Annotated in this window: 22 protein-coding genes; 6 read left to right on the forward strand and 16 right to left on the reverse strand. The window is 32.4% G+C overall.

The window, feature by feature from the left end; genetic code table 11:
• Positions 1-4 precede the first annotated feature (4 nt).
• Entirely contained in the window at positions 5-1015 is a 1011-nt protein-coding gene (gene spoVAD / locus CaldiYA01_RS11960; RefSeq protein ID WP_207180036.1) for a stage V sporulation protein AD, read from the forward strand.
• A gap of 47 nt (positions 1016-1062) precedes the next feature.
• Complete coding sequence (gene spoVAE, locus CaldiYA01_RS11965; RefSeq protein WP_207180038.1) at positions 1063-1416, forward strand: stage V sporulation protein AE; 354 nt, start codon at positions 1063-1065, stop codon at positions 1414-1416.
• Positions 1417-1426: 10 nt separating this feature from the next.
• Here spoVAE and csx20 read toward each other — a convergent pair whose 3' ends face one another.
• The 4 genes from csx20 to CaldiYA01_RS11985 all read right to left on the reverse strand — a co-directional run bounded on the left by csx20 (position 1427) and on the right by CaldiYA01_RS11985 (position 4229).
• The gene (csx20, locus tag CaldiYA01_RS11970) at positions 1427-1825 is read right to left on the reverse strand and encodes a CRISPR-associated protein Csx20 (RefSeq protein WP_207180040.1); all 399 of its coding nucleotides are present in this window, start codon (positions 1823-1825) and stop codon (positions 1427-1429) included.
• Between the two features lie 252 nt (positions 1826-2077).
• The gene (locus CaldiYA01_RS11975) at positions 2078-2920 is read right to left on the reverse strand and encodes a hypothetical protein (RefSeq protein ID WP_207180042.1); all 843 of its coding nucleotides are present in this window, start codon (positions 2918-2920) and stop codon (positions 2078-2080) included.
• A gap of 78 nt (positions 2921-2998) precedes the next feature.
• Positions 2999-3403: a hypothetical protein gene (locus CaldiYA01_RS11980; RefSeq protein WP_207182865.1), complete on the reverse strand. Its 405-nt coding sequence runs from the start codon at positions 3401-3403 to the stop codon at positions 2999-3001.
• Positions 3404-3524: 121 nt separating this feature from the next.
• Positions 3525-4229 carry a hypothetical protein gene (locus CaldiYA01_RS11985; RefSeq protein ID WP_238480548.1) on the reverse strand — a complete coding sequence of 235 codons (705 nt, stop codon included), beginning with the start codon at positions 4227-4229 and terminating at the stop codon, positions 3525-3527.
• Between the two features lie 186 nt (positions 4230-4415).
• Between CaldiYA01_RS11985 and CaldiYA01_RS11990 the strand changes: the two genes are divergently transcribed.
• Positions 4416-4676 (forward strand): stage V sporulation protein S, encoded by a 261-nt coding sequence (locus CaldiYA01_RS11990; protein ID WP_013404418.1) that lies wholly within the window; start codon positions 4416-4418, stop codon positions 4674-4676.
• 73 nt (positions 4677-4749) lie between these two features.
• Here CaldiYA01_RS11990 and CaldiYA01_RS11995 read toward each other — a convergent pair whose 3' ends face one another.
• The 5 genes from CaldiYA01_RS11995 to CaldiYA01_RS12015 all read right to left on the reverse strand — a co-directional run bounded on the left by CaldiYA01_RS11995 (position 4750) and on the right by CaldiYA01_RS12015 (position 13158).
• Positions 4750-5145, reverse strand: a complete 396-nt coding sequence (locus tag CaldiYA01_RS11995; RefSeq protein ID WP_207180044.1) for a hypothetical protein — start codon at positions 5143-5145, stop codon at positions 4750-4752.
• Positions 5146-5313: 168 nt separating this feature from the next.
• Positions 5314-8364, reverse strand: coding sequence for an EAL domain-containing protein (locus CaldiYA01_RS12000; protein WP_207180046.1), 3051 nt, complete (start codon positions 8362-8364; stop codon positions 5314-5316).
• A gap of 73 nt (positions 8365-8437) precedes the next feature.
• Complete coding sequence (locus CaldiYA01_RS12005; protein ID WP_207180048.1) at positions 8438-9445, reverse strand: WYL domain-containing protein; 1008 nt, start codon at positions 9443-9445, stop codon at positions 8438-8440.
• On the reverse strand, positions 9429-10742 hold the full coding sequence (locus CaldiYA01_RS12010; protein ID WP_207180050.1) for a helix-turn-helix transcriptional regulator: 1314 nt from the start codon (positions 10740-10742) through the stop codon (positions 9429-9431). The genes CaldiYA01_RS12005 and CaldiYA01_RS12010 overlap by 17 nt, the downstream gene beginning before the upstream one ends.
• Positions 10743-11148: 406 nt before the next feature.
• Positions 11149-13158, reverse strand: coding sequence for a methyl-accepting chemotaxis protein (locus CaldiYA01_RS12015; RefSeq protein ID WP_207180052.1), 2010 nt, complete (start codon positions 13156-13158; stop codon positions 11149-11151).
• A 170-nt stretch (positions 13159-13328) separates the two neighbouring features.
• On the opposite strand from CaldiYA01_RS12015, the gene CaldiYA01_RS12020 reads away from it, so the two are divergent.
• Entirely contained in the window at positions 13329-14333 is a 1005-nt protein-coding gene (locus CaldiYA01_RS12020; protein WP_207180054.1) for a CAP domain-containing protein, read from the forward strand.
• Positions 14334-14485: 152 nt separating this feature from the next.
• Here CaldiYA01_RS12020 and CaldiYA01_RS12025 read toward each other — a convergent pair whose 3' ends face one another.
• The 7 genes from CaldiYA01_RS12025 to CaldiYA01_RS12055 form a co-directional block, all read right to left on the reverse strand.
• The gene (locus CaldiYA01_RS12025) at positions 14486-15322 is read right to left on the reverse strand and encodes a fumarate hydratase (protein WP_207180056.1); all 837 of its coding nucleotides are present in this window, start codon (positions 15320-15322) and stop codon (positions 14486-14488) included.
• Positions 15323-15359: 37 nt separating this feature from the next.
• A complete protein-coding gene (locus CaldiYA01_RS12030; RefSeq protein ID WP_207180057.1) occupies positions 15360-15989 on the reverse strand; it encodes a CvpA family protein in 630 nt (209 codons plus the stop codon).
• Between the two features lie 7 nt (positions 15990-15996).
• The gene (locus CaldiYA01_RS12035) at positions 15997-17031 is read right to left on the reverse strand and encodes a hypothetical protein (protein WP_207180059.1); all 1035 of its coding nucleotides are present in this window, start codon (positions 17029-17031) and stop codon (positions 15997-15999) included.
• Positions 17032-17048: 17 nt separating this feature from the next.
• On the reverse strand, positions 17049-18131 hold the full coding sequence (locus CaldiYA01_RS12040) for a PP2C family protein-serine/threonine phosphatase (protein ID WP_207180061.1): 1083 nt from the start codon (positions 18129-18131) through the stop codon (positions 17049-17051).
• A gap of 67 nt (positions 18132-18198) precedes the next feature.
• Positions 18199-18711, reverse strand: coding sequence for a DUF4446 family protein (locus tag CaldiYA01_RS12045; RefSeq protein WP_207180062.1), 513 nt, complete (start codon positions 18709-18711; stop codon positions 18199-18201).
• Between the two features lie 92 nt (positions 18712-18803).
• Positions 18804-19664, reverse strand: coding sequence for a ParB/RepB/Spo0J family partition protein (locus tag CaldiYA01_RS12050; RefSeq protein WP_207180063.1), 861 nt, complete (start codon positions 19662-19664; stop codon positions 18804-18806).
• Positions 19665-20453 carry a ParA family protein gene (locus CaldiYA01_RS12055; RefSeq protein WP_207180064.1) on the reverse strand — a complete coding sequence of 263 codons (789 nt, stop codon included), beginning with the start codon at positions 20451-20453 and terminating at the stop codon, positions 19665-19667. It abuts the gene before it with no gap.
• A gap of 220 nt (positions 20454-20673) precedes the next feature.
• Between CaldiYA01_RS12055 and CaldiYA01_RS12060 the strand changes: the two genes are divergently transcribed.
• Positions 20674-21819 carry a phosphate ABC transporter substrate-binding protein PstS family protein gene (locus CaldiYA01_RS12060; protein ID WP_207180067.1) on the forward strand — a complete coding sequence of 382 codons (1146 nt, stop codon included), beginning with the start codon at positions 20674-20676 and terminating at the stop codon, positions 21817-21819.
• A gap of 36 nt (positions 21820-21855) precedes the next feature.
• A complete protein-coding gene (locus tag CaldiYA01_RS12065) occupies positions 21856-23499 on the forward strand; it encodes an alkaline phosphatase (RefSeq protein ID WP_207180068.1) in 1644 nt (547 codons plus the stop codon).
• Positions 23500-23530: the final 31 nt, after the last annotated feature.

Below are 23530 nucleotides of genomic sequence, written 5' to 3' on the forward strand. Positions count from 1 at the left end.
TGCAATGAAGCTGGGAAGGTCAACATTCAGATTTGAATCAAATGTGGCTATATCCGACTGTTTTACAGTTGTTGGAAAAAAAGAGGGACAAGGCCCTCTTTCAATATATTTTGACATGGTTATCGAAGATGAGTATGCAGGACAAAAGTCTTGGGAACTTGCAGAGGGAAAGCTTTTAAATATTGCAATTACAAAGCTTGTGCAAAGGGTAGGGGAAAACCCAGATAACATAGACTTGATTTTAAGCGGTGACCTTTTAAACCAGCTTTCAAGTTCACACTTTGCTGCAAGAGACCTTGACATTCCGTTTATTGGTATCTATGGCGCATGTTCAACATTTGCTTTGAGCGTTGGGCTTGCTTCAATATTTGTAGATGCAAATTTTGCGAAAAATGTAATAGCTGCAACATCATCTCATTTTTGTTCAGCTGAAAAGCAGTTCAGATACCCTCTGGAGCTTGGCACACAAAGACCTCCAACATCACAGTGGACTGTAACAGGTGCTGCTGCATTTTTGATAAGGCAAGAAGATAGTTTTCATTCTCCCAAAATTACTCACTTTACAATTGGCAGAATACTTGATTTTGGAATAAAAGACCAAAACAATATGGGAGCTGTAATGGCACCGGCTGCTTTTGACACAATCATGAGGCACTTTTCTGATACAAAGAGGAGTTTTGAGTATTATGACATGATAATCACAGGTGATTTAGGGTACGTTGGAAGAAAAATCTTAGACCAACTTTTCAAAAAGGAAGGAATAAAATTTTCTTATGAGCTTTTTGACTGTGGAATTTTGATGTTTGATCCAAAAACTCAAAATACAGGCGCTGGAGCAAGCGGATGCGCAGCCTCTGCCTGTGTTTTTGGTGGATATCTTTACAAGCTTTTGCGTGAGAAAACTTTTGAAAGAATTTTGATTGTGCCAACAGGCGCTTTAATGTCTCAATCAACAGTCCAACTTGGAGAAAGTATTCCTGCAATTGCCCATGCACTTGCAATTGAAATGATTTAGAAATTGCATGTTTTTAAGATTCTTGTAAAAAAGGAGTGAAAGTAAAAATGGACTATCTGAAAGCATTTTTAGTTGGCGGGCTTATCTGTGCCTTTGGGCAAATTCTCATTGACAAAACAAAACTCACATCTGCAAGAGTTCTTGTTTTGTTTGTAACACTTGGGGCAGTACTGCAAGGCCTTGGGATATATCAAAAGCTTGTTGAATTTGCCGGAGCAGGTGCAACAGTACCTCTGCCCGGCTTTGGTTATTCTTTGGCAAAAGGTGCTATCGAAGAAGTGTCGAAAATAGGCATTGTTGGCTCATTTACTGGCGGAGTCTCAAAAACAGCTGGTGGCATCTCTGCCGCAGTGTTTTTCGGATATGTAATTTCGCTTATTTTTAATCCAAGGAGTAAGTAGCAAAATTTTTCTACCTGCACAGAATGTATCTTCTAAATCTTTCATGTTTGAAAACCTTTGTCATTTCTATGCTTCCATCGGACTTTACAACTTCTTTTGCAGCCCTTTTTGTTGTTGAGTAAATAGGCACAAATCCATTTTTAAAACACCAGCTTACAAGGTAAACTGTTGCTCCAAAGTCGCCTTGAATGAGGCAGAAGTTTTCTTCTTCACCTTTGTTTTGAAGCAAAAAAGCTGTGATATCATCAAACATTTCTTCTGATAGTTCTATATCTGGTGGGATGTTACTCCAAAAATCCTGAAGCTTAGGTGGAAGATTTATAATTTCTTTAACCTTTAAAGCTTCTCTCGCTTCTTTTTCTTGTTCTTTAGAAAGTTGGTGGTTGAAAATTAAAAATAGTTTGTTCAATATTCTCACTTCCTCTCAAAAAACTCTAATTCAATAGGCTGGTATAACACAAAGATTCTTTTTATTATGATACAATTGTTGATCAAAATTTTAAAGTTCAAAAATTCTGTGAATCTGTTTATTGTTAATAATTGTCTTTCATAACTTTGTAATATTATTCAATATATTTCAGAATTAGCATATGATTATGCGCTTTGAGTAAAAGTTGTAAAGAAAAAGCCACAGTCAAAATACTGCAGCTTTTAAAATCTTTTACTTCTCATCAAAATCATCAAACAGGTCTGATATATCAAATTTTTCTGAACTGATATCATCATCTTCGAAGTCTTCAAAAAATGTGTCTGACTCATTTTTCTCTTCGTATTCTATGTTATAATACTCACACATAAAGTCTGCAACAGCAATGTTCAGGTCAAGCTCACCTATCTGGTCCGATATTGAAAAAGGATCTAGCCTTTTCCATATGGTCTTGATATCTTTTTCTTTTTCAAGATATTCAACAAAAATTTCAAGTCCAACTTTGTCAATTGGAAGAACAACTGTCTGACCAGCTTTCACAGGCGATTTTTTGCTCGGCTTTGCAAGAAATACCTTTAACAAAAACTCAACAGCCATTTTGTCTTGATTTGTAATAAACCTTTTCTTACAGTTTTTACACTCTAAGTATGCAACATCTGCAAAATTTATAAGTCCAAGTTTGGCAAGATACCCTTCGTCCTGCCACTTGAGTTCAAGATTATCTTCTCCACATTCCGGACAGATACTTGGTTGCACAGTCAATTTAACAAGGTTGTGGAAAAACTGATGGTCATAATCTTCCTCCACCGGATTCATATCAGACATTTTTTCAAGCCAACACGAATTAGTATTGCAAAAACTATCTTTTTTGTCTTTACTATGTGGGCATAAACCAAAAAATAGTGGGCAGAACTTGAAATATAAAAAGTCTCTTATTCCACCAAAGCTTATATATTCATCTTTCATAAGTTCTCTTATTGACGCGTTTTCTAAAAGCTTTTTTTCTACAAAGTCAAGAATTGTTTGACTGTTACCATATTTTATTAAGTTTTTATTTTTATAATCTTTATTATTCATAACAATACCAGCCTCTTTTTCTAAAAATAAGCTTTCATAATATTTATACCACTTTTCAAAAGCTTTGAACACAACTTTTTACTTGAAAATGGTATTAATAGCCTTCTTCAAAAACCCAAAATCTTTTTCTGCCACGTTTTTGATTGGTTGAACGTCAAGAAGATATTCTTTTAAAAGTTTTAAATTTTCATCTTTATCAGGTTGGAAATACAAAACCTCAATGTTTCGTGCTGTCAATGTAGTTCCAATTTTGCTTTTCAAAAATACATTACATTTTATTCTGAACTCTAAAAATTCTCTCTGATTAAGCAATATTAGGTCGTCCAAGAGCTCTGTTACATCTATTGAAGAGTTTGTGTATTTTGCTTTAAAGTCTTTAATTTCTATAATTATATCATCTATTATATCCTTTTGCACATTCAAATTCATAGCCTTTAATACTTGAACAACTTTATCGACAAATATCTCAAATGAAGGTGACATTTGCGAAAATATACCCACATCAATATCTTCAAATATACATTTGAACCTATCCAGTACCTGTTGTGAATAAAAAGTAACTGTTACTTTTTTTATCTTTATCCACCCCTTTGAAGCTGAAATTTCATTTTTTGTTTATATCATCTTGAAAAGATAGAAGCTGTGTAAAATATATAATTTGATTTTGAAAAAAATCTTTTAAAATTTCCTTTAAAGGTGCGACAATAAACTTTTTGGTAATAGGACTTACATAAAGGTCATAATAATCAGGTCCTTTGAATATTATTTCAAACTCCTTAAAATTCTTTTTAAACTCTCTTTTTATCTCATCAACTGTTCTTGCATAAATAATATTCATTGCAACATTTTCTTCATTCTCTAATAACTTTTTATACGCCTCACATATGTCAAATGGTACGAAATCAGACATCGGAAAGTTTATATAAAGCTCTTCAAAATACTGGTAAAGTGCGCATGGAATTATTAATTTCTCCTTGTACTTTGCAACTATACCATAATACCCTTCGCCAAGCCAGATTATTGGTATCATATCTGTTGTAAGCAAAGAAAAAATTTCAAAATTGTTATTTGCTGCCCAGATTTTGAGCGAATTTAGCATACAAAGAATGTCTTTAGCATATACAATGTGCAAAAAATCTCTGTAAAATGAATTTGCAACCTCAAAGCTTTTGAGCTGAGTTTGTGTTGGCAGAGGTACTTTTATCTTTTCTAAAAATTCATGTGTATATATCCATTTATTCTCTTGTATTATTGTGTTTAAAAATTCTGAAAATGTTAAAATGTTAAAACCCCCTTGAACATTTTTCAATAAATTTTTATTTGAATTTTATTTTAACCCAACTTATACGAAATTACAAATACACATTTTAAATTTTATTCAATTTTGACTCTTGCAAGATTATACTTTTTTCTACTAAAATTTATATTGTATCAGTATATATTCCTGAATATTTTCTTTGTAACAAATCAAAAAACAATTTGGAGGGGTGGTTGTATGGAAGTTTTAAAAGTTGCTGCTACATCAATGCCTCAGAAGGTTGCAAACGCACTTGCTGCAATTGTAAAAGAGCAGGGTGAAGCAGAACTTCAGGCTGTTGGCGCATCTGCTGTAAACCAAGCTGTAAAAGCTATAGCTATTGCTCGTGGTAAAGTTGCTCCAAACGGAATTGATCTTTATGTAATTCCTGCATTTGCAGACATTGTAATTGACGGCGAGAAGAAAACAGCTATAAAGTTTATTGTAAAGTCAAGATAATAATAAAAATAGCAAATGGGCTGCTTACACCTGTTTTTAACAGCAGCCCATTTGTTTTAGCAAGCTTGCTTTTTTAAGCACAAGAAAAATGTATTTCAATTCTACCATCATTTTTAACCTCAAGCCTATTTATAACTACTCCATTTACATTAAAATTTAAAACCTTTTGAAAATCTATTTCAAGTCTGTCTTTAAGAAGTTTAATACCCTCAACCTTTTCATCTTTTAGTCTTCCAAGCAAAAAACCATATATAATGAGGCTTTTAGTTGAATCAAACAATATTAATAATTTGTTATGGTCAGATTCTACAGTAAACTTTAAAGACATATGTGGCAAAAATGCTGCAGGTTTTACTTTTACTGTAACCTCATTTTTTTCTATTTCAACATTTGTAACAATATCAGGCATATTAATGTTTTTAAGAAGAATATTTACAAGTTCTTTTACTTCAATTGAAACAAACCCCACTTTGAATATTCCCCTCTTTCTAAAAAAGCTTTTGTAATCTGTTTTAAAGAAAAGATTTCACATAAATTTTATATACCCAAAATGAGTGTTTGTTAATGTCAAATTTTTTGCGAAAATTAATATGTTAAAAAAAATATGCTGCCTTTTTGGCAGCCTCTGTAATCCTTTTTAAACAGTTATTTTTCTTTCTATCAAAAGCTTTTCAATCTCTGTTTTAGGCACAGGCTTTGAAAACAAATACCCTTGCGCAAAATCACATCCTATTTCTTTTAATATCTCAAGCTCTCTTTTAGTCTCAACACCCTCTGCTACAACTTTTAAATCAAGTCTATGAGCCATCAATATTATTCCCTCAACAATCGCTCTGCTCTCCTTTGAAAATTCTATCTCTGAAATAAAACTTCTGTCTATTTTAACTCCTCCAATTGGAAGCTTTTTTAAATAAATCAAAGATGAATAACCTGTCCCAAAGTCGTCTATCATAAATTTTATCCCCAGCTGGCAAAGAAAACTTAAAATCTTGAGAGATACATCAAAATTTTCAACAGCACCTGTTTCTGTTATTTCAAATGAAATCTTTTTGGGATCTACTTCATACTTTTCAATAAGCTTTTGAATCATATTTTCAAAAAACTTTGTTTTGAATTGTCGTGCTGAAAGATTTATTGCCATGTGTAAATAGTTAATTCCCTTGTTTTCCCACTCTTTTAGGTCTGAAAAGGCCTTTTCTATGACCATCTCACCAATCTTTACAATAAGCCCACTTTCTTCTGCAACAGGGATAAATTCAAGAGGTGGAATAATACCCTTTCCTGTCAAATGCCATCTTAAAAGAGCTTCAACAGAATGAATCTCCATATCCGTTAAATTTATAACTGGCTGGTAATAAAGCTCAAACTGGTCAGCATCAATTGCTTTTTTGAGACTTTTTTCAATTTCAATCTTTTTAAGATTTTTCATAAGCATCAAAGGCATGAAAATCTGGAAATCGTTTTTGCCATTTTCTTTTGCCGAAGATAGTGCTATGTCAACATTTCTGAAAATTTCTTTGACGTTTCTGCCATCATCAGGGTAAAATGATACACCTATTGAAGCCGATGTAAAGATATACCCTTCTATTTTTTCTATGTAAATTTCACTTTCAAAGATGGCAAGAATCTTGGTGGTAATATCAATGACCTGTTCTTTTTTGATAAGTCCATGCAAAATTACCGCAAATTCGTCACCACCAACCCTCGCAAAAAAGGTATCAAGACTTATGCTATTGAGATATTCTAAAACTTTCTTGCTCACAGCTATTAAGTATTCGTCTCCAGCTTCATGCCCGTATAAGTCATTTATGTCCTTAAAATTGTCAATGTCTATAAGCAAAACAGCACCTTGAATTCTTCCATCTTCAGCTTTTTTAATCAAATTTTCCAATTTTACCTCAAATAATTTCCTATTTGGCAGATTTGTCAGAGCATCGTAATATGCAATGTGCTCTAATTTATCTTCATACTCTTTTTTTGCTGTCCAGTCTATGTTTACTGCAATAATTTTCTCAGGCTTGCCATCTGCACTGTATAAAATCTGAACATGAGAAGAAATCCAGCGCCAGTTCCCGTTTTTATCCTTTATGCGTGATTCAAATTCTACCTTTTCTTCATGAAGAAGTATAGCATCCTGTAATTTTTTAAATACAATACTTCTGTCATCTTCATGGAAAAACTCAAGCCATGCTAAAAAATCATTTTTAGCTTTTATAGCATCAATGTCAAAAATGTCTTTAAGTTTTCCATAAAATTCAATATTCTTTTCATCAAAATCTATTTCCCAGATGCAGTCAGAGACATTTTCTACCAAAAACTTGTATTTTTCTTTCTCTTCATGTAGCATCTCTGATTGTTTGTTTAAAATCTCTAAGGTATTTATAAGCTTCTGGTTGGTCTGTTCAATTTCTTCATAGCTTTCTTCTAAAAGCTGCTGTGTCCTTTTTATTTGTGTTATGTCAAGTCCTGTTGATATTATCAAATGTTCATTTAAGTATGGGCTTTCGATAAGAGTGTTGTTCCACAAAATCCATTTTATATCTCCATTTTTTGTTATAATTTCATTTTCATGATTATTCAAAGCCTTCTTTTCAGCTATTTCTTTAAAAAGATTTTCTATGTACTCGCGCCTGTGAGATGGGATAAAAATATCAGTCCATTTTTTACCCACAACCTCTTCACTTTTATATCCAGTAATCTGTTCAGCAAACCTGTTAAAATATATTATCTCGCCCTTTAGGTTGAGAGTCAAAACAATTGCATTTGCATTTTCTGCTAAAAGCTGAGCATACTTTTCATATGCCTGTTTGCCGTGTTCAAGTCTTCTGTTTATTCTTGTCATTACAAATATTGCCATTGATGCAGCAAACATTATCACAAGTAAAAGATACAAAGCTGTTAGTAATATTTGCTTGTTTTTTCTTTCATAGTATTCAGGTGAATATGTGGAAAAATAATTATAATATAGCTCATCAAATATGCCCTTGTTTATAAGATAATCTAATCTCTGGTCGATATATGAAACAAGTTCTGGTCTTTTTTTACTCACTGCAAACGCACTTTTAACAGTAAAGATATTTTTGATTTTGAGCTGAGTTTTGTCATTCAAATTGTTTTTGATGAGAAAGTAATTTGCTATTTCTTGCGACATTAAAGCCGCATCAATCTTTTTGTTAACTAATGCTAAAATCAACTCTTCAATTGTGGGGTAGGTATAATACTTTTTTATCCCCAGTTTCTCTTTTAAAAATGTTTCTGTATAATCTGATTTTAATACCCCTACCTTATATCTCTCAAGGTTTTTAAGCGATACATCTTTCAAAAATCCTCTTGGCGTATATAATCCAACATGTCGGGTAAATATTGGTTTTGAAAAATAAACATATTTTTTTCTCTCCTCAACTATAGCAACAGGAACTGTGACATCAATTTCCCCTTCAATAAGTTTTTTGTAAACCTGACTCCACGTATCACTCGAAAGCTCAATTTTGAACTTGTCAGGTTCGAATACAAGGTTTACAAGGTCAATAGCAAACCCATAAACGCGACCACCTGCTGTATACGAAAATGGTGGATAATTTTTATCAACTTCAAATTTAATAGAAGGATGACTAGCATTCGCTGAGGATTGAAAAAATATTATCAATATAATTGTAAATATTGTTAAGACTACTCTATTTTTTACCATAATTGTTACGCCCTTTTTAACATAAAAATATAACTATAATTCTAACAAAATATATACCCATTTTAAAGTAAATTTAAACCATATAATTGTTGCAGTATGTCTTTAGAGCTTTTTTTACTCTTGAAATTATATTTTCTCTGATATGCTGAGGTTGTGTTACAACAACATTTTTACCCAAATACAATATTCTTGAGATTATCTCTGCTTCTTCAAAGTCATAGTAATAAATTCTTATCTCATGTCTATTTTTTTCTTTCAAATATCGCGCACTTTTTTCAAAAGAAGAAAACACACAAAAAGCCTTTTCTAATGCATTTCTTGTATTTATCACTTCAATTACTATTGGCTGCTTTGATTTTGCATTTTTTAGATAAATTTCATACTCTTTAAAAACTTGTTCCCTGTTAAAACTTCCTTCTTTAATTTCTATTCTCTCAATATTTTGAATAATACATTTAGCAAATGCTTTATGTTCAAGAGAATAAAAAATGATATAGAACATGTCATCTTTAAGAGAATATTGAATCTTCACAGGGATACCAACAATATCTCTAAAAATTTGTCCATTTCGCGTTTTGTATGTATATTGTACAATCTTTTTTTCAATTATACTCTTTAACAGCATTCTAAATTTTGGGGCTAAGATTTTTATATCTTCTCTTCCCAAAATCTTTGAATAGTTCTTCGGAACTATCAAATTAATATCAATTGACGGAATACCAAAAATATTTAGCTTTTTTATTTTATCAATGGTGTTCTCACCTAAAAAAAGTTCTGCATACCTGCTTGACATAATTAGTTTTAACCACATTATTTCTATGTTAGTAATATACGGCTCAATCTTTGTATTTATTCTAAGTCTGTAAGTTTTGTCTCCATAAGGTTTTAGAATATAAATATTTTTCTGATATGAATCATTTCTAGCAAACACCCTGTTTTCAATTACTGGAAAATTACAATTGTATTTTGTTAAAATATCATAAATCTCTTTGCGTGATATCATACTGTTTTTGTAAGATTTGTTTATAATATCTTCTAATGCCTTGTAAAACGTGCTTTTTGGTTCAATAAATATCTCCATAGTTTTTCAAGATCTCCTTCCATTCGTTTATCATTTCTGTTTTCAGCTTGATCCCAGCTTCTGTATCATCCAGCACAACTGATCTTTCACCAAAACTTCTCAGCCATCCTTTGAACTCTTTTATATTGCTAATCTCATACTCTACTTCAAATGATTCATCACCAATTTTGGTTATTTTCGCGTTTTTGAGCTCTCTTTTCACTCTTGCGAGCACAAAATTGTATTGCGACTCTGCTGGACATTTAAACATAATCCTAATCTTTTTTAATTTTTTTCTTCTGCATGGAACAGATACAAAAAAACATTTTTCAATTTTTTTTGCCAAATGCATAATCTTTTGCGGGTCAAAACTATCATGTAAAATCTCTATCTTTTCTATACGCCAAACCGGCAAAGCTGATAAATCATCTTCTTTTAATACCATAAAATACCATCTGCCAAGTTTCACATCATACACTATTCTTACAGGTGTACATATAAATTCTGTTATTTGCCTTTTTTGACGGGGATAATACCAAACCCTTATATTTTTATTATTTGATGCTGCCACCAAAAATTTCCATACAAGTTCCTCTTCAAGGATATAGTGATGCGGAATGTATGTAAACCAAAACAGTTCATCTACTTCTTTCAAAAACTCATCTTGCCCAAGTTCTAAAAGGTATTTCTCCAGACTTTCTTTGAGATACCACCCCGGAACGTTAGGAACATTCGTGTTTATAAAAAACAAAATAGATATGTAAATATCTTTTATTTCCTCTATTGAAAATTCCTCAAAAACATCCTTTGCCTGTGAGCACAGCATATACATCTTTTCATCTTTTAGATACCTAACAATACCTAAGTTTTGAAGTTGTTTTAAAACTCTCTTAAGGCTTGATTCTAAATCGGTATCAGCAACATCTTGTTCAAGCACCTGTGATATTTTATCTAACATCTGGGTCATAGTTGCTTTTTTGTTCTCTGATGAACTTAATATCTGTAATATCAGAAAAAACAATGTTGTTTGTAATGCAGTTGAAGTTTTTGAAAAATATATGTTTATAAGAGGATTCTCAACATCCCTGAAGAAGTTTTCCACAATACGTGGCAAGGATTTTTTCCCTTCTTTTTCTGCTGAAAAATACTGGTCTTCTCCCAAAAATACTCTCATTCTTCGAAGTTCATCGTCAAACGTCCTTTTTGAAATGTTAAAGTTCTCAGCATCCTCTCTTGAATAGCAGCCATACAGATATACAATCCTTGTAAAATTTCTTAGTTTGTTAAAATCATTTACAAACGGATTGAATCCCGGCATTCATTTACACCTTCTTATAACCTTGTAATTGGAAATAATAAAAAATCTGCAACAATATAATTATATTATATAACATAAAAAAAGGGCAGCACAGTCTGCCCTTCTTATACTTTTCATCTGAAATCCACTTTTTATATGATAAAAACTGTAAAAAGCGTTAACATATATCCAACTAAAAGTTGAAATAATAGTATATAATCTTTACATAGCCTAAGGATAGTATACCAATACCCTGATTTAAATAGATTTAGAAAAATCTCATTGCTTATACACAGACTAAAATAAAATATGATATTCACTGCTATAAACATCAAAATTAATACTGAAAGCCTTCTTAATATGATTGTTGCCTTTTTCATCTCAATATTCCTCCTTTTATTTCTCTTTATGCTAAATCTTATTAATACTATAAATTTTCGTTAGAACCCATTGAAATTGAGGCAAGTTTTACTATGCCTTCATGTACATCTGAAAACTGGTCAATAAGGTTGTCGACAGCTTTCTTTTGATTTTGAAAAATGTCTCTTATGGATACAAGTGTTTTAAAATACTGCGAAACAGCCTGCGTTTGATTCTTTAAAACATTGTTTATGGTAAAAATCTTTTCTTGTTGGCTTGCAACCTTATCTATAATATTTTCTATTTTTGTTTTTATCTGCTGATTTGTCATTTCTATTTTTGACAAAGATTCTGATGAACGTTTTGCCATATCAGCACCCTCCTTTACAATCGAAAGCGCGTTTTCAAGTTTTTGTCCTGTTTTTTCAAACGCTGAAAGTCCTGTCTCGATACTTTCAACAGAATTCTTAGCAAGCTGGTTTGCTGACTGTGATAACCTTGAAATCTCTGTTGCTATTACTTCAAATGTTGGAATATTTCTCTTTGCTGCTTCAATTGATGCATTGAGTGCGATTATCTTTATTCTCTCTGCAAGACTTGAAACACTTTGCGACATTCTTGCAATACTCTTAAAGTCATCTATTGCTTTTTTCAAGTCGGTTGCTACCTCGATTATTGCTGAATTTGCAGTGTACATGTGATTAATTAGCATTTTTATAGACTCCTGTTCTTTTGATGTTGTTGCATAAACCATTGAAATCTCATTTTGTATCATTTTGAATATATCAAACATCTTTTGAATCTGGCTTTCCAGTTCACAAACCATCTGTGTTGTTTGCTCGAAAACCATTTTTTGACTCTCTGCCAACGTTATAATCTCTTTTATCTGTTCGCTTGTTATTTTACTTGTCTTTGCTGCCTCAGATGCAATTTTGTTTAGTCTGTCTATGTACTGCTGAGTTGTGTTTAGCGTCTGTTCAATATTTGTGGCATAAGTATGAACATTTTTAACCATACGCGAAAATTCCTGTGTTAAAAGTGCTATCTCGTCATTTGCATCTCTATCTACTTTTATCTGTATGTCAAAACTTCCTGATGCTATCTTCTTTGCACTTTCTGCAAGTTTAATAATTGGTCTTGTTATTCTATTTGATACAAATAAACTTACTGTTATAACTAGGATAAGTGTTGCAACTAAAAGAACAATAGAAAATCTTAAAGACGTCTTTATAAAAGATGACGCTATTGCATTTGTACTAAATAACGCTAAAACTCCAGCTACATCCATCTTTTCAGTTTTTCTGATTGGAATAAGAATATAGCGATAGTTACCCTTTTGTGTATTTGCGGCAATGTATTCATATTGTCCCGAAAATACTAATTTTAGGTTGTTATTGTCTATCAGCCTCCCGGTTGTAGAAGATGAAATTGTTTTGCCTGAATCTTTTGGAAATATTGCAATATCCATTTTAGTAAGTTGTGTAAGATTTTCAACAAATTTTTTGTCAAGTTTATACCCAACAATAATTGTGCCTATTACCTGCATGTTGTTTGCAGACATTTTACTTACTATGTCTGACACTGATTTTATATAAACTGTACCATTTTCACACTGAACAGATGTATATTTAAGTCGTGCAAGACCGCATTTGACCAAATAATCATCTTTCATGTCATCCCCAAATTTTGAAAGAATATCGCTTCGCCCTATCAAAATGCCTTTATTGTCTGTTACAACAATCTGGTGTATAGACAGTTCACTTGCAAGAGGTGAAATTATCTGGACAACCTTGAGATGTTCTTTTTTAGCAACTGCTTCTCTGAGCTGTGGATTATTTGATATAAGAATGCTATAGTCAAGGGATAGCTTGCAAAGCCTTTCTATCTCTTGTAACGCAACATTTTTTGCACTTTCTAATCTTGACTTTATTTCTTTTTCGGCATCATTCTGAATAAGTCTTATTGAGAATATTAGAAATATTGCAATTGGTATAAACGATATTACGACAAACCAAAACATGATGCGTGACTTTAATGATCCTGATATTATTTTTGTTACCTCTTTTAATGCATTCATCTTTTGTCTCAACTCCCTTTTCGCTTTTTCAGTATGAATTTTACTTCTTTTTTGTTAAAAAGAAGTTTTAGATATGTTAAATTATTGTTAAAAATAATTATTATGTATGTTTCATTATATGTGGTATTATTAAATTACAGTAAATTTATCAGCTGGGTGATTCTACAGAAATGTTTATTAAAAAATGCTTTTTGTTTTACCACTGTTTAATATCTTTAATAACAATCTTTATTGTTAGTATTACTGTAGGGCTTACTGACTATGGTTTCGTTTTTGCTGAAAATCCTAAAAATAGAAATGTATATATGTTCTGCCCTAAATCATATTTTGACAAGGTCTACTTTGATATGGATGTGCAAACATTCAAAAGTCCTTTTGATTTTCCTTTTATTGTGTCAGGAAATCCTGCTGACTTTTTTATTGCAGGGTTTAAAAATGATAAGCTTGTTTTTTATTATACAAACTCGAAATTCTTTTCTGGACTAAGCAATATAAAGATTGGGTCGAATGTTGATGCTGTAAAAAAATCAAAGCTTTCTTTTATAGATAAGTTTGTAATAATCAGAAAAAACTCAACTTATACTTATTTTGATAGCAATTTAAAAGTCAATTACGACGTAGCCGCTGTAAAAAACTCGTACTATGTTTTTCTGTTTTTCGACAGGATTGCAAAGCCAAATAACGTTTGTGGAATTTTTATGGTAGAAAAAACTATTTGGGATGAATTTTTAATAAATGAACATCCTATTTCTTCGAAAAAAGATATATTACCAAGTATTCTTACATCTTTTGAAAAAATAAACTTTTTTCATTTGAATTCAATTAGATTTTTCCTCCATAAGCCATATTTAAGTTTTTCTGATAATATTTCTGAACTTGCGAAAATACATTCGCAAAACATGGCAAAATATAATTATTTTTCTCACACAGATAATTTTGATAAAACTCCTTCGGACAGATTCAAAGATGCCCATATTCTATATAGAAAACTTGGTGAGAATATTGCCATGGGGACAAAACTTTTACCTTTTTTTGCTAACCATATGCTCTTGAATTCAAAAGGTCATAGGCAAAATATTGAAGAAAGTTTTGAAGTAGCTGGTACTGGATGTGCCATTGACCCAAACTATGAAAATGTGTACTATACACAGGATTTTGCCATTCTTGTGAAATAAGAGGCATATTGGCCTATAATTAGCAATTCATCTTTATATTGTAGAATATGAAGTCTTCTTACTTAATTTTTTGATAAAAAATTCAAAGGGGATGTCTTAACGCAGTAATCAGATATCCCCTTTTAAAACGGTTTGATTTGGTTATTTCTAAATTATATTTCTATCTTCACATGCCTTGCGACATGACAACATATATTCACTGCAACTGGCAGCCCTGCAATGTGCGTTGGAAATTCTTCAACAAAAACATCAAGCGCTGTTGTTTTCCCGCCAAACCCTTCAGGTCCTATCCCCAGTGAGTTTATTCTTTTGAGCAACCTTTCTTCAAGTTCAGCTATATATTTTTTTGGATGTCTTTGTCCCACCTTCCTCAAAAGCGCTTTTTTAGACAAAAGTGCCGCAAGCTCAAACGTTCCGCCAATTCCAACTCCAACTAAAATTGGTGGGCACGGGTCTGAACCAGCTTTTTTCACTGTCTCAACAACAAAATTTTCAATCCCATCAACACCATCTGCCGGTGCGAGCATACAAAGCGCACTTTTATTCTCACTTCCAAACCCTTTAGGCATAAAATGTATTGTAATTTTATCGCCTTTTACCATATCAATGTGAATTATAGCTGGAGTGTTGTCTTTAGTATTTTCCCTCTCAATTGGACTTTTTACCATGGACTTTCGAAGGAAAAAATCTGTATATGCTTTTGCAACTGCGTTGTTTATCGCATCTTTTAATGAACCCTCTATGAAAACATCTTCGCCAATGTCTACAAAAAATACTGCAGCACCGGTGTCTTGGCAAACAGGTCGCATCTTTTGTTGTGCAAGGCTAATGTTTTTTATAAGATTTTCCAATGTATATTTTGCAATCCCTTCCTCTGAATCATACGCATTGTTAAGACTATCTTTGATATCACTTGGCAGTACACATACTGCTTTATTTATAACATCATATACTTCTTTTTCAATAATTTCAGCTTTGACAACTCTCATTTTTTTTCTCCTTTGCCTTATTTTTCAGATTGCAAATCTATATCTTCAAGTATTGCCTCATAAGCATTACAATTATATTATTCTCATACAAAAACTCGGCAAACATTGAGGACTTTATGCCCTTTTGGACTGTCTTGAAAATTTCAGCATTTGGGAAAAAATAAAGAACTGAAAAAGCTAAATAGATTATTACAAGCGCCACAGCTACTCCTGTTATTAATCCCAAAAAACGGTCTATTTGTCCAATAACTGGAACTTTACTCATAAATCCAATCGATGTTTTTAGCGCTGAGATTATAATTTTTGTTCCGACAAAGACAAGAATCATCGCAATAAAGTTTGCAAGTACAACTGCTGCAGCATCCTGCAAAGTTCTGTTTAGCGTTTGCTGAGCTTGTATTATTGCACTTTTAAAAAACTGAGGTACTGTTGGCAAAATATCCCCTTTAATTACAACCTTTTGTCTTACAAAACTATAAATCGCTTCTCTAAGAACTGGTGATTGAAGTATTAAGCTGCTGACATACTTGTACCCAAACACTGCAACAAACCACGATATTATGTACGACCCCATATTAAACCCCATCCTAAGCATACCTTTTTTATATCCAATCCAACTGCCCAGTAAAATTATTGCAAGCACAACAAGGTCAACTGTGTTTGGCATTGAAGTTTTACCACCTTTCTTTATAACATTCGATTCTATCATTAAATATATAATATAACTTGTCCTGACTTAGAACAGCTTTTACAAAGCCAAAAGAATTTACGTTTAGTTGTTTTAATCTGTTTAAATTCAATGAGTAAATCTCAACCTCGTTGCCCTTTGTCAGTGCTATTTTGTCGTTTGTCGCAACAACCCAATTAAATGATGATAATCTTTTGAACGAAAAATTGTCTGTATAGATATTATACGAAAGAATTTCTTTTGACGAAACTAAGATATTTGAGTTTCCATCAACAGGTTTTGGAGTACTGCTAAAACTAAAAGATTTTTTCCTTTTTTTCAGCTGTATATCATATATATCGAGCATTTTACCGTCCCAAACAGCAATATTGTTTTGTATGATGTATAGTTTTTTTACTTTCATAAAGATAGAGGGTAATATTCTTGACATAAAAATCCCTCTTTTATCTATGTATGACACTGCTACTTCTCCAGTTGATACACTTTTAACAATGGCTACAACAAAATTATTTCCTATATCAAAATCTATGACATCTTCCTTTATCTTTGCAGAATAAAGAATGTTTTGTTTATCATCATAGGCAATAAGATAGTTTTCTTTGTCGCTCAGAAGAACGCAAACTTTGCCATTTTTTGCTTTGACATCTTTTATTGTTACAGGGTACACAATGTCTTTTTGTTCTGATGCTGTTATTATGTGAAGATATTTCCCACCTTCAACAAATGCAACTGCAACCTGCCCATCTGAGTATCCTTTATGGTTTTGATATGCAATTTTTGTCCACTTTATTGTATCATCTGTTAAAATACCTATCTTGCCTCTGAAAATAACCACAGCTTTGTCTCTAAGTGGCAAAACATCTTCATAGTATCTTATGTTTGGATACGTTTTTGTGTAGTTATAATTCATGAACATATATAGACTCAGATACTCTATCCCAAAGAGATTTAACGTCTGTACAAAAGCAATAATTATAGCCATACTAATAATCAGTTTATACACAAATTTCAAAAACCTCATTTTTCTTTCCCACTCTTTTATATCTTCTCAATCATCAAAACAGCTATATCGTCATCTATGTCTGACACAAAATTTCTCACATCTCGTATCAAAAGCTCTGTATTTATGTTTTTGATACTCAGTATTCTCTTTATAAGCCTTTTTTTGCCATACATCTCACCCTGTTTGTTTTTACTTTCAATAAGTCCATCTGAGTAAAATATCAGTTTGTCATTTTTCTCAAGGATTGTTTCTTTCATCTCAAACCCTTGTTCAAGGTCAATTGATGCAATTGGCTGCCCTCTCATCGAAAACATCTTTACCTTCTTATTTGCTTTGACCAAAATGGGTTCTGTCACATGCCCGGCAGAAATCATTGTTACTTTTCCGCTCTGTTTTTCTAAGATGCCAAGCACGATTGTGATGTATATCTCGCTTGGAAAGTTCATCTCAATAAAATCTAATAAAACTCCTTTCATTATCTCTTGTGCACTTGAGTTTATGTATGTATGCGCATTTTTAATGATACTTTGTTTTACAAATATAGTTACCATTGATGCTAAAAGTCCATGCCCTGCAACGTCTGCTACATAGAAAACTATTTTGTCATCAATGCTAATGACATCCAAAAAATCTCCACCAAGTCTTTCGCATGGTTTATAGGTGTATGTAATTCTGTATCCTTCAATCCTTGGTATTACTGGAAGCAGGGATTGTTGAAGCCTCTTTGCAAACTCTAAATCACGTCTTAAAATCTCATTCTGGCGTCTGAGTCTTTCTTCAATCTTTCTCTGTTCTGTAATATCCCTGAACACCTCAACAGTTCCAACTGCTTTCCCGTTTTGACCGTAGACTGGTGAGCTTATTACATAATATATCTTGTCTTTATAATGTGCATACTTCATAAACCGTGTATTTTCTCTCACAGACCTTGTTGCAATGCAATCTTCACACCGCGAATCTTTGCAAAAAAGTTCATAACATTTTTTCCCTGTCTGGTCACCAAATTCTTCTTTCATCTTGGTATTGCAAAAAACAACAACTCCATCTATGTCAATGACCCTTACAAGGTCAAGCATTCCATTCAAAATACTCTCATAAAAGCTTTTTGAAAACTCCATTCTTGCACCCCGCCAATGACAAACTTTTCATCATTGGCAGGTACCCTCCTTTCTTTTGTGATAATCATTATTCTTTTATCTCTTTTGAAATGTAGTTTTTTCTTGCAATGTCAATTGCCTGCATCTCCTCAGCAGAAAGCGGATACTTTGAAATTCCATTTTCTATTGGTTTTGCATATACACTGCAACCCTCTCTCGAATATATACTGTTTATCACAACTCCTGTGTCAAACTCATCAAGAAGCGCTAATGCAAAACTAAGTCTGCTTCCCACATTTTCAAATGCATCGTATCGAATAATACCCACTTTTTTTATGCACAGTTTGGTATTTTCACTAAGTGTCCTGTGACTCTTTGTTAAGGCTTTCAGGACCTCTTCAAAATATTCAACCTTTTCATTGGTTTGTCTTATGATATCTTCTAAATTTTTGAAATCTTGATTTGAAGTAAGTTCAATAAACCTCTTTTTAAGACTTTTGTTTTTTGTAACTTCTATCAAGAGTGCAAGAAAAAGTATCATGTTCAGTGCAAGACAAAAAATAATTATCTCAAAAGCATATGTAATTATAAAACCTTTCATTAGTTTTCCCCCTCGATGATTTAATGTTATCTATGTGTTTTTAATGTTCCACGTGGAACATTTCATGGATAGATTTTTGTTGATGTCTCGCTTTATGGCATGAGTATAGATATTATCTTTTCAAGCTCCTCATCTGACGTAAACTCAATTTCTATTTTCCCTCTATTTTTCTTTTTTTGTATTTTAACCTTAAGTCCAAAAAGCTTCATCAGATTTTCTTCAATCTCCCGAATTATCTCACTCTCAACTTCAATCTCGTTCTTATTATCGCTTGATTTGACAAGTTTTTCTAATTCTCTTACACTCAAATTCTTTTCAGCAACAATCTGTGCAAGTTTATTTCTTTTCTGTTCATCATCAACTGATAGCAATACCTTTGCATGTCCTTCTGAAATTTTTCCCTCTATTATCAAGTTTATTATATCTTCTCCAAGGTTCAAAATTCGAAGTGTATTCGCAACTTTTGCACGCGAAATTCCAAGTCTTTCCCCAAGCTTTTCTTGTGTGTATCCAAACTCTTCTATAAGTTTTTTAAACGCTAATGCTTTTTCATATGGATTTAAATCCTTCCTCTGTATATTTTCTATCAAAGCTATCTCAAAAGGATTTTCATATTTCTTTATAATACATTTAACCTTCTTGATACCGGCAAGCATACATGCTCTTAATCTTCTTTCACCTGCAATCAAAATATACCTGTTACCATCTTTTTTTTGAACCACAATAGGCTGAATTAACCCAACACTTTTAATTGAGTTTGCAAGTTCCTCAATTTCTTCATCATTAAATATTTTCCTTGGCTGATTTTCAGATAACTCAATTAAATCGATATCAATTTCTTCTATTCGCTCAATATTTTGGTCATTAACCTCTTCAACTGTCGACTCATTCTCATTACCTAAATATTCATCCCCAAACAGGGCATCAAGACCTCTTCCGAGCCTCTTTTTCATTTATATCGCACCCCTTGAAAATGTATTTTCTATTCTGTTTATGTACTCCTCAGCAAGTTCTATGTATGCTTTTGCACCTTTTGATTCAGGGTCATAAAATATACCCGGAAGACCAAATGAGGGTGCCTCTGAAAGTCTTACATTTCTTGGAATTAAACTCAAAAACACTTTCTGCCCAAAAAACCTTTTTACTTCTTCAACAACTTCCAACGAAAGATTTGTTCTTGAATCAAACATTGTAAGAACAACACCATCAATCTCTAAGTTCTTATTTAAATGTTTTCTTACAAGTGAAATCGTATTTGAAAGCTGACTTAATCCTTCTAAAGCATAATATTCACATTGTATAGGTATAATTACAGAGTTGGAGGTTGCCAATGCATTAATAGTCAATAATCCCAATGATGGCGGACAGTCAATAAAAATATAGTCATATTCATCTTTTATCTTTTCAATAGCATCTTTTAATCTAAATTCTCTTGCAATCATTGACACAAGTTCAATTTCAGCACCAGCTAAGTTCACATTTGCAGGAAGAATACTCAAATTCTCAAACTTTTCTTTTACAATAGCTTCGTCAGCTGAGCAGTTTCCTATCAAAACATCATATGTTGTTTTTCCAAGAGATTTTTTGTCTATTCCAAACCCACTTGTGAGATTACCTTGTGGGTCACAATCAATTGCCAAAACCTTTTTGCTCATTCTACTTATAGCAGCAGACAAATTAACACAGGTGGTTGTTTTCCCAACACCACCTTTTTGATTAACAATTGCAACAATTCTTGCCATTTTCCATCTTCTCACTTCAAGTTTTTTAATTAAATTATATCATAAGAATGTTCCACGTGGAACATTTGATTAATTTTTAAGTACATCTTTAACATACTCTTAATATTACCTTAACTAAACTTTAACCTAAAATAAACAAACATTTAACGTTGATTTAATAAAATTTAAACATTGAAAGTGTATATTAGAGATTGCAAAAAATTTTAAGGAGGGGTAAACCATGAAAAAAGCTCTTTTTGAAAGGTTAATTTCATTATTAGTACTTGTTTTTATGATATCAACAATATGCCTAATTCCACTAATCTCTTATTCACAAAGTTTAACAGTAAAGTCAAAATCATTACCATCAACAACTACACAAAGACAGATTGTGATTACATTTTCTCAAGACATTTCTAAAGGCCCAAACTTTAATAAGATTACACTATTAAAGAACAAAAAAACAAAGGTACAATTTGTTGCACAGGTTTCATATAACAAGCTTGTTATAACCATAAAAGAAAATCTTACTGCAAAAGCTCAGTATCTTTTGACAATACCAAAAAATGCTGTTATGTCAGCAAAAGGTGAATCAAACTTAGAACTAAAGTACACATTTATTCCACAGATTTATTCATCAAATCTTTCTGGAAGAATTATGATTGCAGGTTCAACATCTGTCCAGCCACTTGCTGACGAGCTTGCAAGATATTTCATGCAACAGTATCCAAAAGTATCAATTGAAGTTCAGGGTGGAGGTTCATCTGTTGGAATAAAATCTGCTATACAAGGAATTGTTGATATTGGAACATCATCAAGAGAATTAACAGAAGATGAATCAAAACAACTATCAGCAAAAGGCTGGCAGGAGATAAAAATTGCAGAAGATGGCATTGCAATTATTGTTCATAAATCAAATCCAGTATCAAATCTTACTATTGACCAGATAAGAGATATCTTCTCTGGCAAAATTAAAAACTGGAAAGAAGTTGGTGGAAAAGATGCCAAGATTGTTGTTGTAACAAGAGAAGAAGGTTCAGGAACAAGAGGTGCATTTGAAGAAATAGTTATGGGAAAATCATCAAAAATTACAGACTCTGCAATTGTCCAGCCGTCAACTGGTGCTGTAAAAACAACAGTTTCACAGGATGAAAATTCAATTGGATATATATCGATTGGTGTATTAGATAGCACAGTAAAAGGTGTTAAGGTTGAAGGTGTAGAACCAACAGAAAAGAATGTTAAACTTGGGAAATATAAAATTAAAAGACCGTTTCTCTTCTTAGTTTCCAAAAACCCAAGTAAAGTTACAAAAGCTTTTGTAGATTTTGTTCTCTCTGATGAAGGTCAGGCAATTGTTGCTAAAAATTATATATCAGTAAAATAAAATTTACAAAACAATAACAAGGAGGGAACAGCGTAAATGAAAAATGTTTTTGTAAAAAGAAAAAATATACTTATTACATCAATTTTAATCCTATGTCTCATCTTATCAACCTTTGCATTTGCCCAGCAAGATACAAACGACAATGAAAACAGAGTAAAAAATGTGATTCTAATGATTCCTGATGGTATGACAATAGCACACACAACACTTGCACGCTGGTACCAAGATGGCGAACCATTAGCAATGGACGAACTTGCATGTGGTCTTATAAGAACATATTCTGCTAACAATCCTATTACTGACTCAGCACCGGCTGCAACAGCCTATGCAACAGGTTTCAAAACACAAAACAGGTACCTTTCCATTTATCCTGAGATGGTTTCAATGCCTGGAGTTGGTCAGGTTGATGAAAAAGATTTTTATAAACCTATAATAACTGTATTGGAAGCGGCTAAAAAGTTAGGAAAATCAACTGGTCTTGTTTTTACTTGTCAATTTCCACATGCAACACCTGCTGCATTTGCTTCACATACAGATAACAGAAACGATTATGAATCAATAGCTGAACAGATGGTTTACAACAATATTGATGTTGTCCTTGGTGGAGGATACAAGTATATCGATAAGAATCAAAGAAAAGACAAAGAAGATTTGGTAGGATACCTGAGACAAAATGGATATTTTGTTACAACAAACTGGCATGACGCAAAAAACTATTCTGGTCAAAAAATTTGGGGTTTGTTTGCACAGGATGCTATGCATTATGATTTTGACAGAAAAGATGCAGGCGAACCATCTTTGGCAGAGATGACACAAAAAGCGCTTTATATTCTATCTAAGAATAGAAACGGGTTTTTCTTAATGATTGAGGGAAGTGAAATTGACTGGGCATCACATGCAAACGACCCTGTCGGAGTTGTGTCAGAAGTTTTGGCTTTTGACAAAGCAGTCAAAGTGGCATTAGACTTTGCAAAATCAAGAGAAGATACAGCTGTTTTAATAGTCCCTGACCATAATAATGGAGGAATGACACTTGGCACAAGAGGTGTATCTATTGACAGCATTATGTTAAATAGTCTTTTGAAATATATTCGAAAAGCTACACGAACAGGATTAGGAGTTGAAGAACTTCTTGGAAATAACAGAACAGATGAGAATATCAAAAAGATTGTTTCAAAATATTACGGAATTGATGACCTCACACAGGATGAGATAAACGCAATTAAGTCAGCTCCGCAAGGTAAACTAAACACAGTGCTTGGCCAGATGATAAGTAAAAGGTCATATATTGGTTGGACATCTGATGAACATACAGGAGAAGAAGTGGTACTTTATGCATACCATCCAAAAAATTATATCCCAAGAGGAGTTATAGATAACACTCAGGTTTGTGACTACATGTGTGAGATTTTAGGTATTGACCTTTATTCATTCAATGAAAATGCATATTTATCTAACATAGAATTAGAAGAAAAGGGATATCAGGTCTCAATTGATAACAGCAATCCTTCCAATATACAGCTTTTAATAAATAAAGGTGACAAAACATATATCATTCCACAGAACAAAAACATTGTTATTGAGGGATCAAACCAGTACAAATTAAAATTTGTCAGTGTATATATCCCATCTGCTAAGAAATTCTTTGTATCAAGCGATATACTCGATATAATTAAGTAATAAAATAATAAAATAACAGTCAGTGCAGAAA

Source organism: Caldicellulosiruptor diazotrophicus (genome assembly GCF_017347585.1).
GTDB lineage: Bacteria > Bacillota > Thermoanaerobacteria > Caldicellulosiruptorales > Caldicellulosiruptoraceae > Caldicellulosiruptor > Caldicellulosiruptor diazotrophicus.

What these genes read in the sequence shown, in the direction of transcription:
- CaldiYA01_RS12020 (WP_207180054.1), top strand. Translation starts at nt 13,329, where the DNA reads ATGTTTATTAAAAAATGCTTTTTGTTTTACCACTGTTTAATATCTTTA.
- CaldiYA01_RS11980 (WP_207182865.1), bottom strand. Translation starts at nt 3,403, where the DNA reads ATGTCACCTTCATTTGAGATATTTGTCGATAAAGTTGTTCAAGTATTA.
- CaldiYA01_RS12040 (WP_207180061.1), bottom strand. Translation starts at nt 18,131, where the DNA reads ATGGAGTTTTCAAAAAGCTTTTATGAGAGTATTTTGAATGGAATGCTT.
- spoVAE (WP_207180038.1), top strand. Translation starts at nt 1,063, where the DNA reads ATGGACTATCTGAAAGCATTTTTAGTTGGCGGGCTTATCTGTGCCTTT.
- CaldiYA01_RS12030 (WP_207180057.1), bottom strand. Translation starts at nt 15,989, where the DNA reads ATGCCAAACACAGTTGACCTTGTTGTGCTTGCAATAATTTTACTGGGC.
- CaldiYA01_RS12045 (WP_207180062.1), bottom strand. Translation starts at nt 18,711, where the DNA reads ATGAAAGGTTTTATAATTACATATGCTTTTGAGATAATTATTTTTTGT.
- CaldiYA01_RS12060 (WP_207180067.1), top strand. Translation starts at nt 20,674, where the DNA reads ATGAAAAAAGCTCTTTTTGAAAGGTTAATTTCATTATTAGTACTTGTT.
- CaldiYA01_RS12055 (WP_207180064.1), bottom strand. Translation starts at nt 20,453, where the DNA reads ATGGCAAGAATTGTTGCAATTGTTAATCAAAAAGGTGGTGTTGGGAAA.
- CaldiYA01_RS12015 (WP_207180052.1), bottom strand. Translation starts at nt 13,158, where the DNA reads ATGAATGCATTAAAAGAGGTAACAAAAATAATATCAGGATCATTAAAG.
- CaldiYA01_RS12035 (WP_207180059.1), bottom strand. Translation starts at nt 17,031, where the DNA reads ATGAGGTTTTTGAAATTTGTGTATAAACTGATTATTAGTATGGCTATA.
- CaldiYA01_RS12050 (WP_207180063.1), bottom strand. Translation starts at nt 19,664, where the DNA reads ATGAAAAAGAGGCTCGGAAGAGGTCTTGATGCCCTGTTTGGGGATGAA.
- CaldiYA01_RS12025 (WP_207180056.1), bottom strand. Translation starts at nt 15,322, where the DNA reads ATGAGAGTTGTCAAAGCTGAAATTATTGAAAAAGAAGTATATGATGTT.
- CaldiYA01_RS11975 (WP_207180042.1), bottom strand. Translation starts at nt 2,920, where the DNA reads ATGAATAATAAAGATTATAAAAATAAAAACTTAATAAAATATGGTAAC.
- CaldiYA01_RS12000 (WP_207180046.1), bottom strand. Translation starts at nt 8,364, where the DNA reads ATGGTAAAAAATAGAGTAGTCTTAACAATATTTACAATTATATTGATA.
- CaldiYA01_RS12065 (WP_207180068.1), top strand. Translation starts at nt 21,856, where the DNA reads ATGAAAAATGTTTTTGTAAAAAGAAAAAATATACTTATTACATCAATT.
- CaldiYA01_RS12010 (WP_207180050.1), bottom strand. Translation starts at nt 10,742, where the DNA reads ATGCCGGGATTCAATCCGTTTGTAAATGATTTTAACAAACTAAGAAAT.
- CaldiYA01_RS11990 (WP_013404418.1), top strand. Translation starts at nt 4,416, where the DNA reads ATGGAAGTTTTAAAAGTTGCTGCTACATCAATGCCTCAGAAGGTTGCA.
- CaldiYA01_RS12005 (WP_207180048.1), bottom strand. Translation starts at nt 9,445, where the DNA reads ATGGAGATATTTATTGAACCAAAAAGCACGTTTTACAAGGCATTAGAA.
- spoVAD (WP_207180036.1), top strand. Translation starts at nt 5, where the DNA reads ATGAAGCTGGGAAGGTCAACATTCAGATTTGAATCAAATGTGGCTATA.